Raw genomic sequence first — 11,817 nt, 5'->3', positions numbered from 1 at the left:
TCATAATACGAACGGGCAGATTAGTAGGATGGAAGACGTTAGCGGTATAAATCCAGTGTGTTCATATCTAAAATTATATTTCATTTGATAATCACCACTTTTTTTAGATTTCAACAACAGATCAAATATGAGAATTGGAAAATCCGGGCATGTTGCTGTAATGGAAATTCCTGATGGAGATGTTTTCGTATGGATTGGAAAGTAAGCTGTTAGGGGAAGTGGTTAAAAATTGAACGTAAGATTTGCCGTGGTTGAGGATATTAAACAACTTGAGTCATTTTTTTCAAAACATATCACTCGCGAGAATAAGGCAGTGTACAATGAGGAGTTTCTTTGCCCATTAGGACTTCGAGCGGCCGTAAAAAGACGATCTGTTGTTGTTGCAGCAAGAATCTACCAGGGATTAATCCCTCCCCAACATAGTGAAGCTAATAGAAATTAGCCTTGGGAGGGGTTTTGTTTTATGAAAATGACTGATATCTGGACGTTGTATGAGGCCGATAAACGTATTCTGGGTTTTAGTCCGTACACTTTGAAAGCGTATTCCCTTCAGCTTAAGGTACTGATTCGCGAGATTGGCAACTTAAATATCGGAGCAAGTAGCTTGGGACATCGTATACGGTTTATACGGTCCCTGTTTCGGTTTGCATTTGAAGAAGGATATATTTTAAAAAATCCCACCACTAAGCTAAGAGAACCAAGACTGGAAATCATCTTAAGATACCCTGTGATTCCCCACGTGAGCGCGAACTCTTGGAGTTTTTATATTGTACTGGTTGTCGCGTAGGTGAAGTGCACAGGCTAGATATCGAAGACATCAACTGGGAGAGCTACTCCGCGATTGTGCATGGTAAAGGCTCTAAGCAACGAGAAGTGTATTTTACAACCGAATGTAAGGTCTGGTTAAAGAGATACCTCGATCATCGAGAGGATTCTTGCAAAGCCCTTTTTGTGACGGAATCACTTCCTGTGCGGCGAATGGCCATACCTACAATACGTTATGCTGTTAAGAAGCTTGCAGCCCGTGGAGAGGTTACAGTTAACGTTTACCCTCATCGCTTTCGTCATACGTATGCTTGTCACTTACTTGATAATGGTGCCCCGTTAGATTTTATTCAAGGAATGCTGGGTCACGAGAAGGCATCTGTGAAAAATCTCTTTTTCTAGGATTCTCCGGTTGCACGTTGATCGGCTGCTTCCGTATGAATCTGTGCGGTGACAGGTATTTTAGTCTCTTTCTGTTTTAAGCCAAACATATTCGTCTGACTGTAAACTGTACCAATAACAACAAAGAGTGCGCCGATATAATGAAAGTTGGTTATTGTTTCACCAAGAAAAATGGCAGATAACATATATCCGAAAATAGGTGTTAGAAATAAAAAATTATTTGCTCTGACAGGGTCTTCTTTCAATAAGGAGAACCAAAGCAACATCGCAATAATTGAAACAACAATCACCTGCCAGAAAAGCCCAAATCCAAAGTAGAAATCGAGATGAAAGTAGTAGTCAGGTTCTAATAAAAACGAAAGCGGCATAGCCATTGCACTACCTAAAATAATCTGCCAGGTGTTTACTACAATTCCGGGCAATCTTATTTGTATTTTACTAAAGTAAATGCTTCCGATCCCCATTGAAAAAACACCAATTCCCAATGTAATGAAACCGAATAACGTTCCATTAATATCGTTTATATAGGGATATAGGGATATAGGGCAATTCCTAGGCCTAACGCAGAGAGACACATTCCCACTAACTCATTTCTTTTGATGGTTCTGTTTAAAAATATGGAGGAAAGAAAAGCAACAATAAACGGATTGAAAGTGAGTAATAAATTAAAAATGCTTGAATCTACATGGTCAAGGGATAAGAAACAGCATCCCACATAAATAGTCGAATTAAGTAGTCCTAGAATAATTAGATTTCCCCATTCTTTCCCTTTTGGAAAAGGATACTTTTTGTTAGCGATATACACGATAGCAAATAGTATAATCCCTGCCAAAAACAATCTTGTTGAAGCGAAAAGTAGTGGACTTGAAGAGACTAAACCTATTTTTGTAGCAATTGCCGCAGTAGCCCAAATAAACGCATAAAGGATTCCGGTAGTTGTTCTCAATGTAATCACAACCTTTAGAATAAGTCTTACACAGAGTATATGAGCTTGAAATCAATTAATAAAATTGATATTTTGAATAAAAATCATCATCTTTTTAGATGGATGTGAGGGGGAGCAAATCTTTGTGGAAATTCGGCATTTGGTTACCTTTATTGCGATCGTTGAGTTAGGCGGGTTCACCAAAGCGGCAAATCATCTTGGATATGCTCAATCAACCATTACATCTCATATAAAGGCTTTGGAAACGGAACTGGGCCGCCCTTTATTTGATCGAATAGGAAAACAGGTAATTTTAACGGAAGTTGGAAAAAAACTGATGCTTCATGCCAAAAAGATGTTGGAAATTTATGACGGAATTAAAGAGGTAACTTCAATGGAAGGTGAAATTTCAGGTCATATCACCATTACGATTGCAGAATACCTTTTACTCTATCGTTTTCCACCAATTTTTGAAGAATTTAAACGAAAATACCCTCATGTAAGTATAGAATGGCACCACGTCGATCCTTTAACATTTCGGGAAGAACTTTCAAATGGAAGTACAGATCTTGTCTTTATGTTAAGTAAACAGGTGAATAATTCGAACATTTATTGTGAAACGATAGTAGAAGAGCATATGATGTTTTTATATCCCAACGATTTCAATATCAACAATCAATTGGATTTGAAAAAGAGCAGTTTGCTTGTTACAAATAAAGGTTGCAGTTATCGCACTCTTCTGGAACAGTTTGTAGAAAAATCCAACATAGGAATTCAAAGCAGCATTGAGTTCTGGAGTATCGAGTCAGTAAAACAATCAATTATTAGTGGCCTAGGAGTCTCGATATTGCCACGGATAACTGTGGAGAAAGAGTTACGTGATCATAAGTTAAAAGGCGAAACGTATGAAGAAACGCTTTTTACATTTATGTTGTATCCCAGAAACAAGTGGCTATCGCCGGCAGTAACAGAGTTTATTCATATCGTTAGAAAAAACGCGCAATTTTGGTAATACAACGCAGCAAACAAAATCGCAACGCAAGTAGGTGAACGCGAGATGGTGATCATCCTTATGAAACCGGGCGGTACATGATAGTTTATCATGTAAATGAAAAGAAGTTGGATTAGACGCAATTATTCAATGTACAGGTACGATTAATACTAATACCGAGATCCATTTTTCAAACTAGCCAATTTCAAACAAAACAGATGCGAGAGACCAAGAATCCGCTTCGTGTCAGAACATGAAAAAGATCGCCACACACCTGGCCAAGCTGGCGTAGGTTGTGCGGAGATCTTTTTTTATTCTTCATCTGATTGGTTTTCCATAGATTTATGAAACTTTCTAACTATTTCACAATTACAATCAAACCGTTTACAGCCTCCCTTCGTTTACTTTGATAGTACCGTTAAAAAACATGTGTGAAATTGGAGGAAGAATCATGAAGAAGACTGTGTTCCTAACAACTCTACTGCTCTTTGTCTTTACGGCTACCGGAATGTCAGCCTATGCACAAATGGACGGTAAGCCTGCGTCCCAGGCGACACCAAATGCCAGCCAAAGTGATCAAGTCATCCGGGTGTACGGACCAGGTGGACCACTTGGACCGATCAAGGAAGCTGCTGAACATTTTTCAGCTGAAACAGGAATGAAGGTGGAAGTAACAGCCGGACCAGAGGGCAATTGGATCGGCCAAGCAAAGCAAGATGCAGATATTATTTTCGGTGGCTCCGAGTATATGCTGCAAGACTTCATCTTTAACCACCCCGAAATGATCGACACGAAATCACGTACGGAGCTTTACCCGCGTGCTGCAGGAATATTGGTGAGGAAAGGAAATCCTAAGAAGATTGAAAGCCTGGAGGATTTAACGAAAAAGGGAGTAAAAATAATCGATGTGAATGGGGCTGGCCAGCTGGGCCTGTGGGAAGACTTGGCAGGCAGAAAAGGGCTGATCGAAGGCATATCTCAAAATATTAACCTTTCTGTAAAGTCGAGTGCCGAAGCCATTGAACGTTGGAAATCGAATTCGAGCCCGGACGCATGGATTACCTATGAATCGTGGCATTACCGGCTCCAGGATGTGACTGACCTGGTCGAGCTGCCCGAAGAAGAAAAGCTCTATCGTGGAACGCCGATCGCCCTGACGAAAATCACTGATCAGAAAAAAGAGGCACAGCAATTTATTGATTATTTAAGAACGGAAGAATCTCACCAAATCTTTCAAAAATGGGGCTGGAAGTAAGGACGAGTCTTACATCTAAAAAACTGGGAGGAACATACATGAAAAAAGCAGTTTTTACCCTTGCGATACTTTCGATTATTTTTGTTTTGGCGGCCTGCGGAAAAAGTACGGAGGTAAAAACAGAGACGGTTCAACCCGATCAAGCCTCGGCTGACAGCCTCCAGCTTTTGGAGAATGAGAAAGCTGGAAAGTACTTGGCGGATCCACAGGGAAAGGCCCTGTATTACTTTAAAAAGGACGAAGCAGGAAAAAGCAATTGTAGCGGTGACTGCCTGGCAAACTGGCCGGCATTTACCCAGGAGGATTTCGCTGTCCCGGAAGGTTTTGACAAAAAGGATTTCAATACGATCACAAGAGAAGACAACGGGAAGAAGCAGGTTACGTACAAAGGCTTTCCTCTCTATTATTTTGCAAAAGACCAGCAAGAAGGGGATGTAAACGGACAAGGAGTAAAAGATGTATGGTTTGTCGTAAACAGCGAAACAGCATTTGAATAAGCCTGCCCAGGGAACGATCAGTCTCGGTCGTTCCCATCTTTACTTTTAAAATAGTGTTATGGCAATATATTTTTATCCAAGAGCAGGGAGTGCCACATGAAAGAAAATTACGATGCGGAATTAATGCGATTGGTAAACGAAAAAAATGGTCACGCATTAGAGGAACTCTATGATCGATATATAAAGCTTGTTTACGGCTTTGTTATGAAGTTTTGCAATGGGAATGAGGATAAGACGAAAGAGATTATTCAGTTGGTCTTTTTAAGACTATGGACAACAAACAGCTATTACGATCCTGCACAAGGCAGCTTTGTAAATTGGCTCCTGACGATTACCCGCAATATTTGCATTGACTACCTCCGCAAAGAGAAGAGGCATACGCAACACCATCAAGAGGAACTTGAAGAGATCGCCGACCCTGCTAATACAGTCGAGCAACGAGTAAATACGAATGATATTGCGATGGCGAAAAACAAATTGCCAACGGCGCAAAGAAAATTAATCGATTTGCTTTATTGGAAAGGGTATTCTCTTTCAGAGATCGCCAAGCTGGAACAAGAGCCGCTCGGCACGATTAAAAGCAGGCTTCACCAGGCTCTTAAAGGATTGAGGAAGCATCTGGAACTGGAGGATTTAAAATGAGAAGGGTTTGTGATCATTTAATTCCATATATAGCAAATGAGCTCAAGGAGAGCGAACACATGGCCTTTGCTGAACATTTAAAGAATTGTACGGAGTGTAAGAAAGAATATCAGGAATTATCCCAGGCATGGCATGCTTTGCCTTTCGATTATACCGAAATCGAGGTGCCTGAATCGCTAAAAGGCGAGGTGCTGGGGTTTGTTTTTGAGCACAAAAGGAAAAGCGGTACGGAAACATTCATGACTAAGATGAGCAAGCTCTCTATGACACTCAAAAGCCAGTTCACTCCAGTTTCAACCGGTATCGTGTGCGTCTTGTTGCTCGCGTTTATTGGCCTTGGAATAGCGAATGTACAGGTAAAAAATCGCCATGCCGAAAATATACCCATTGAAATTTTAACGGCGATTCCCTTAAAAGCAGCCAATCAAAGCCACCCGGGAACAAACGGCATCGCCTATATTGTCCAGCAGGGATCAGAGAAAAATTTGGTGGTGCAGGTTCACGAATTGCCCGGCGTCGAAGGTTCACAGGTTTACCAGGTTTGGCTGCTGAAAAACAGCACGAGGGAAAATGGTGGCATATTCAAGCCGGACGAAAACGGATCCGGAATACTGACCTACCAGCTCGCCGAAGGGCAGACTTTTGATCAACTCGGCATCACTGTCGAACCAGACGCAAACAGCAGACAACCAAGGGGACAAAAAATAGCCGGTTCATAGATGGTAACAGAAAAGGACAGGTACATTTTAAATATCTGGCTAACTGTATAGTACGAACGGGTACTAATGTTCAAGAAATTTACCCAAAAACGATCAAACTTTTTCCTGAAAATTCCTATCTGTATTCTAAACGGTAGAATCGATTTTGATCGATCTTTTTTCAATATGGATTCTTTGAATTTGCCATAATTAGAGGGCTTCGGCTGGAATCCGCCATGATTCGTGAGTTGATCGAAAAGGAAACACCCTTTAAGTACCTCAATATAGAATGAACGGAAGTAGTAGGAACGACGAGGTAGACTCCTCAGAAAAAAATAAGGAAGACATCCTCCTATTCTTTTTTAAGAGAAAAGGCCCCACCTGAGAGAGAAGAGCTCCCAGGCAAGGCCTTTTCGTCCGTTCAGCGTTTTGCACCCGAACAACCAACCAATTTGGCGCGATAGTCATCTACGATTCGATGCTCCATTTTTTCCTGTAGGTGATCGGTAGTACTGGATTCATTGCTAGTGAGACTGAAAACGATGAGTTCTCCGTAATAGAAGGCGGGGCATGTAGGGTTTGTTACAAAGGAAGTCAGAACTATATATCCGCAAAATTTGGCGTGCTACTATAATAGAAATAATCAGGATGAGGGGGAACCCAATAATGACAGATTTTAATCAGCCAGTTCTCGATGCATTGCCGCCCAAAGGGAGTAGCAGAGAGAAGGCTATCTCGAAGCTCGGAGCTAACGAGGCACCTGAGCTGTTGCATCTGGCCAGTACAGAGCGCGGGAAGAGTAAGCTTGCCGCCCAGAGGGCACTGGCTAAGATTGATTATGAACCGGCTGCAGCTTATTGGAAAAAGCTATTAAAGTCGCCTCAAAAATGCGAAAAAATAGTAAACCAAACATTCTCGAATACAGTGTCGGATCAGCTGGCTGATCGATTACTCGCTTTTTTGCAGACGTTTCTGGAGAAGAAGCCTGGCAGCAAGATCAGCTGGGAAGAGCATGATACACTGCTTGCCTTTCTTGGCATGATGCCGGGCAAAGCGAGTGAGAAGATGTGCAAAGTGTATGAGCTTGCAGCAGAGCATATCCAGAAGATTTCATCATTTAAGCGCGACAGCGAGGTGCTAAAGTTAACCTACAGAGATACTTCTATCTTTCATATAAGTGATACTTTGGAAGGGGTGACTTTAGAGCAAGCCTTTCCTATGATTTTGGTTGGCTCTGTTTTAATGGATGGAGATAGTAGGCTGCAAGCGCTGGCTTGCAAGCTATATGAACAATATGGGGGAGCCTGGCTGTCTCCTGTCTTCGCTTCTGCGCTTCTAACCAAGCCTGCTGGCGATGTTTTCGAGGCGTTTTCACCGTATTACAAAGATCCGGTAGCGCAGCGTTTTATTTTGAACGTGCTAGGTACGGTGAAGTTTGATACTAAGCAAAATCGGCATACGTTTGTGTTTGGCTGGGGTCATATGCTTAGGAATGATACATATTTTTCACTTACACCGCTGCTGTTTGAGGATTTGGATGTGCGCTGGATAGAACTTATGGCAGCTGATCCGGAGGAGAAAAAGCTAAGCGGTCTTATTAAAACGAGCTATTATGTAGGAAAAGTAACTGGAGAATTTGATGACGTGCTGGGTGATCTGCTTCCGCTACACAATGAAATTTGCTGCCAAAAGGTGCAATCGTATTTTCTAAAAAGAGCAATTCTGGATGATGGAATTGGCGCGACATATGTTGGTATTTTGTATCGGATAGGTTATGAGGACGTTGAATCGATTCTTATGAAAAAATGGTCCCAAAAGGAAAATGCAACCTCTATTTGGAATGTGTCCAGTGATTTGCAGTCCTTTACCCATTGGTCCGCCCAGAAGAGAGCAGTGCTTTTTGAACAGGTAGGACAATTGGTTCAGGAGAAGAAATTAAAAATAAGTTATTGGAAGCCGGACACGGCTGAGGAGCTGAAGAACAAGCTGCTCAAGTAGCAATAGAAGGAGCGAAACGGGGGGCATTAAATACAGATAAATTTGCATACTCATTGAAAATAATGCTATTAAAAATGGATAGATAATGGTTTCTAACTTTGATGAACCACGGATAGGAGTAATGTAAATTGGTGAGCTTTGGTACTTTTCTTGCCTTTGTATTTGTTTCGCTTGGTATGGTTTGTTCTCCTGGTCCTAACATGATTTACCTAATTTCGCGAACGATTTCGCAAGGTCGCACAGCTGGAGTCATCTCGCTTCTTGGTGTGATACTTGGGTTCGTGATTTACATGATCGCAACCATGTTCGGTCTCTCGGCTCTTTTCATAACGGTTCCGTTCGTTTACGAATCAGTCAAGTGGGCCGGGGCTATTTACCTGCTCTGGCTTGCTTGGAACGCGGTCAAACCAGGTGCTGCTTCCATTCTAAAGCCTGATACTCTCTCTATTGAACCACCGAAAAAGTTGTTTTTGATGGGATTGATAACAAATCTACTGAACCCCAAAATTGCTATTTTGTATGTATCACTCTTACCTCAATTTGTAGATCCTGCGCGGGGATCGATACTCCTGCAAGGTGCTGTTTTGGGTCTAACACAAATTGCTGTCAGCTTTACCATTAACCTGCTTATTGTTCTTTTAGCAAGCAGAGTTGCTGAGTGGTTTGGTACACGCCCGACGTGGCTACGGGTGCAGCGTTGGCTAATGGCAAGTGTCTTGACAGGTCTTGCTGCGAGTCTTGCTTTTGATCGCAGATAGTCATACATGTACTTTGTCGGCGCGAACTTTTATTGAGCTACCTAATGTGGGAGGAGTTGCCCTGATGGATTTCGATTTTCCAATGCTGAAGCAAGAGATTAAAACAGCGGCAATGCAGGCCTTTGACGAGATGAATAAGACGTGCCAGGATGATAGGGTAATCGCCTTTGCGTTGTACAGCGACGAAGGCGCCATGACGGTATGCCCTGCTGTCAATACGGAAGCGCATCTTGATGGAATTGTCGAGAGCGATCCTGAACATGCGTTGTATTACAAATTCGAGCCTGCGGAATGGCGGTTCGAAGGTCAAGGAGCTGAGGAGGGCTTCGGCGCGATTTGCGCGAAGTTGCGAAGTTTCATCTTGACTGAAGAGCCCTCGGCAAGACATGAAAGCGGCCGTTTCGTGACGTTTCGGGAGGCGTTGTACGAAACGTGTATCGAGGCGCTGGAAGAACTGGTACGATCGGGCATCTTTTCTAGTGTTGTTGGTCGCGACATCATCGTCTTGTTCGCAGTTTCCGACTATGAGTTCGAGACAGATGCGTATATGCGGATGATTCGAAGGTTGAATGCCGACGACACCATTCGAAAGGAATGCGCGGCTTATGTGAAAGAATGGAGCGTTTAGTCCCGCAAGACCTGCTTCCATTGATTTTGGGGCACTTGTTAAGCTAAAGGGATCGATCGTTCAATAAAACAGCGGGAGTCTAGGACTTTATTTTCAGATCCATGGCTACCGCTGTTTTGATTGGTAGGGTCAGTCTATCCGTTTGTACTAAGCGCCAACAAGCGTCTTAAGTTGTCATCAATAAATTTATTATCGGCACTGTTGATTCCGCGACCGGCAAAATGGCCCCAGATCGACTCGATAGGATGAAAAACAGCATTAGGTATAAACTTAGCCTCGTATTTATTATCGTCCGCCGTGCAGAAGAGATCCGTGCTCCCTGGCATGACGCAGGTAAGCGCTTTAATGCTTTTGAGCGCTTTATGGAAATCTCCGTTATAGGCAGGGTTTGCACTAATATCTGCAAATTGACCTGTCCATAACATGGCTAGGACATTGTGCGGATCCATCTTCATAAAGCTATCTTCCCAGACGCCAGCCACAAAATCTGCCAATGAGTCATATCCCAGCTCTCGATAAAGTTCCTCCCTGTAAAACGCCTGTGATAAGCCCCATCCCGCATAGACACGGCCAACGGCGCGCATGTCTGCAGAAGTCAACTGGTTTCGTTTACTTGAATCGAATCTAACTGCAGCCATGAGCGAAGCTTTCATTCCGTCCAGGACCAAAAACGTTTGGGGCCAAGTCTTGGCAACTCCGGCGAAAGGTGCAATTCGTTCCACCATGTCTGGATAACTTGCCCCCCATTGGAACGATTGAATGCCTCCCATTGACCATCCAACTACAAGAGCGATCTTTTGAATACCGAATTTTTCGGTCACCAGCCGATACTGTAATGTAACGTTGTCATAGATGGTTACCTGCGGAAAATTACCCCTGTCGAATGGGGGAGGCGTGTTACTAGGAGACGAAGATAAGCCGTTACCCAACAGATTTGGAACGATAATGAAATATTTCTGCGGATCAAGTGCCATGCCATTTCCAATCAACCATTCATTCTGATAATGCTGGTCGCCAAAAGCAGTTGGATAGACGATGACATTATCTTTCTTTTCATTCAATGTTCCATAAGTCTTATAAGCAAGAAAAGCGCTCGGTAACGATACTCCTGATTGCAAGGTTACGTCACCCAAATCAAAAATCTCATAATCCATCGTATTGTTGCTCCTCTCACATTGAAACCACACGTTTAGAATGTATTTCTTGTACATAGTATAGACCTGTGCTATTTTCAATAAAAGTGAATAGAATTCAAAATGGTATTCAATATTATTGAAAGTAATTTGGGGGTAGTATGATGGAATTGCGCCAATTGAATACGTTCCGCACGGTTGCATCAACTTTAAATTTCAGCCGTGCTGCGGAAGTTCTGGGCTACGTCCCCTCCAACGTCACGATGCAAATGAAAGCATTGGAGGATGAGCTTGGTGTTCGTCTCTTTGACCGCTTGGGCAAGCAACTCGTTCTCACAACTGCGGGTAAACGCTTTTTAACTCATATCCAAGACGTTCTTAACAAATTGGACGAAGCTCGCAGTGTTGTTCATGACAATGAAAATCTAAGCGGCACCCTAACGATAAGTGCCAACGAGGTTCTTTGCGCCTATCGGCTTCCAGTTGTCTTTCACCTATTTCGTTCGCGCCATCCGGGAGTGCGTCTTATCTTCCGCTCCTTTCCAAATCAACAGCTCAAGCAAACGCTCTTTGAGGGAACGGCGGATGTCGTCTTTATGTTGGACGAATCCATTCGCTCGAGCGCACTTGCAGTGGAGCCGTTGGTAGAAGAAACTTTCCGCTTTTCCGCCGCTCCAGACCATCCACTCACGAAACTAACTGTATTGCAGCTGGAAGATTTTCACGGACAAGTGTTCCTGACGAATGAAAAGGGTTGTCCCTATCGAACCATGTTTGACCGGCAATTTGAGAAAAAGGGCATTGATAGTATTACGTATTTAGAATTTCAAAATGCCGAAGCCATTAAACAATGTGCCATTACGGGAATCGGTATTGCGTTTCTTCCTGAAATGACAACGAAAGCGGAAGTTGAACGGGGTGAACTTGTTGCTCTTCCATGGCATATTCCGGATTTGCACGTGTATACACAGATGTTATGGCATAAAAACAAGTGGCTTTCACCAATCATATTATCTTTCATAGAAGCAGCAAGGGAGGTTATAGCAATAGAAGAGTAGATAACGAGCGGCTAGCAGGATGTATCGTTTCAATCCGATTGAAGGCACGCTGTATATGGAGAAAAAG

General features: G+C 42.8%; 13 protein-coding genes. 10 read left to right on the top strand and 3 right to left on the bottom strand.

What is annotated here, in order from left to right; translation table 11 throughout:
• The first annotated feature begins 753 nt into the window (after positions 1–753).
• Positions 754–1,167: a tyrosine-type recombinase/integrase gene (locus tag PMI05_RS31550; RefSeq protein ID WP_007729418.1), complete on the top strand. Its 414-nt coding sequence runs from the start codon at positions 754–756 to the stop codon at positions 1,165–1,167.
• Here the strand turns inward: PMI05_RS31550 and PMI05_RS31545 are convergent.
• Together PMI05_RS31545 and PMI05_RS31540 are read right to left on the bottom strand one after the other, a co-directional pair.
• Positions 1,164–1,631 carry a DMT family transporter gene (locus PMI05_RS31545; RefSeq protein WP_238543373.1) on the bottom strand — a complete coding sequence of 156 codons (468 nt, stop codon included), beginning with the start codon at positions 1,629–1,631 and terminating at the stop codon, positions 1,164–1,166. The two genes, PMI05_RS31550 and PMI05_RS31545, sit on opposite strands and share 4 nt — an antisense overlap.
• 56 nt (positions 1,632–1,687) lie before the next feature.
• A complete protein-coding gene (locus tag PMI05_RS31540) occupies positions 1,688–2,122 on the bottom strand; it encodes a DMT family transporter (protein WP_238543372.1) in 435 nt (144 codons plus the stop codon).
• A 115-nt stretch (positions 2,123–2,237) separates the two neighbouring features.
• Between PMI05_RS31540 and PMI05_RS28335 the strand changes: the two genes are divergently transcribed.
• The 8 genes from PMI05_RS28335 to PMI05_RS28300 all read left to right on the top strand — a co-directional run bounded on the left by PMI05_RS28335 (position 2,238) and on the right by PMI05_RS28300 (position 9,559).
• Entirely contained in the window at positions 2,238–3,104 is an 867-nt protein-coding gene (locus PMI05_RS28335; RefSeq protein WP_007729414.1) for a LysR family transcriptional regulator, read from the top strand.
• A 430-nt stretch (positions 3,105–3,534) separates the two neighbouring features.
• The gene (locus tag PMI05_RS28330; RefSeq protein ID WP_007729411.1) at positions 3,535–4,338 is read left to right on the top strand and encodes a substrate-binding domain-containing protein; all 804 of its coding nucleotides are present in this window, start codon (positions 3,535–3,537) and stop codon (positions 4,336–4,338) included.
• Positions 4,339–4,376: 38 nt separating this feature from the next.
• Positions 4,377–4,835: a hypothetical protein gene (locus PMI05_RS28325; protein WP_007729408.1), complete on the top strand. Its 459-nt coding sequence runs from the start codon at positions 4,377–4,379 to the stop codon at positions 4,833–4,835.
• A gap of 96 nt (positions 4,836–4,931) precedes the next feature.
• Complete coding sequence (locus tag PMI05_RS28320) at positions 4,932–5,477, top strand: RNA polymerase sigma factor (RefSeq protein ID WP_007729405.1); 546 nt, start codon at positions 4,932–4,934, stop codon at positions 5,475–5,477.
• The gene (locus tag PMI05_RS28315) at positions 5,474–6,196 is read left to right on the top strand and encodes an anti-sigma factor (protein WP_007729403.1); all 723 of its coding nucleotides are present in this window, start codon (positions 5,474–5,476) and stop codon (positions 6,194–6,196) included. Before PMI05_RS28320 ends, PMI05_RS28315 begins: the two co-directional genes overlap by 4 nt.
• A 645-nt stretch (positions 6,197–6,841) precedes the next feature.
• Positions 6,842–8,173 (top strand): hypothetical protein, encoded by a 1,332-nt coding sequence (locus PMI05_RS28310; RefSeq protein ID WP_007729401.1) that lies wholly within the window; start codon positions 6,842–6,844, stop codon positions 8,171–8,173.
• Positions 8,174–8,301: 128 nt separating this feature from the next.
• The gene (locus PMI05_RS28305; protein ID WP_039961552.1) at positions 8,302–8,931 is read left to right on the top strand and encodes a LysE family translocator; all 630 of its coding nucleotides are present in this window, start codon (positions 8,302–8,304) and stop codon (positions 8,929–8,931) included.
• A 64-nt stretch (positions 8,932–8,995) separates the two neighbouring features.
• Positions 8,996–9,559 carry a DUF4303 domain-containing protein gene (locus PMI05_RS28300; RefSeq protein ID WP_007729395.1) on the top strand — a complete coding sequence of 188 codons (564 nt, stop codon included), beginning with the start codon at positions 8,996–8,998 and terminating at the stop codon, positions 9,557–9,559.
• A gap of 134 nt (positions 9,560–9,693) precedes the next feature.
• Here the strand turns inward: PMI05_RS28300 and PMI05_RS28295 are convergent, their stop codons facing one another.
• Positions 9,694–10,713 carry an alpha/beta fold hydrolase gene (locus tag PMI05_RS28295; protein WP_007729393.1) on the bottom strand — a complete coding sequence of 340 codons (1,020 nt, stop codon included), beginning with the start codon at positions 10,711–10,713 and terminating at the stop codon, positions 9,694–9,696.
• A 143-nt stretch (positions 10,714–10,856) separates the two neighbouring features.
• Between PMI05_RS28295 and PMI05_RS28290 the strand changes: the two genes are divergently transcribed.
• Entirely contained in the window at positions 10,857–11,750 is an 894-nt protein-coding gene (locus PMI05_RS28290; RefSeq protein ID WP_007729391.1) for a LysR family transcriptional regulator, read from the top strand.
• The last annotated feature ends 67 nt before the right edge of the window (positions 11,751–11,817 follow it).

Source organism: Brevibacillus sp. BC25, from assembly GCF_000282075.1.
GTDB lineage: Bacteria > Bacillota > Bacilli > Brevibacillales > Brevibacillaceae > Brevibacillus.
This window is presented reverse-complemented; position numbering and strand designations above follow the sequence as displayed.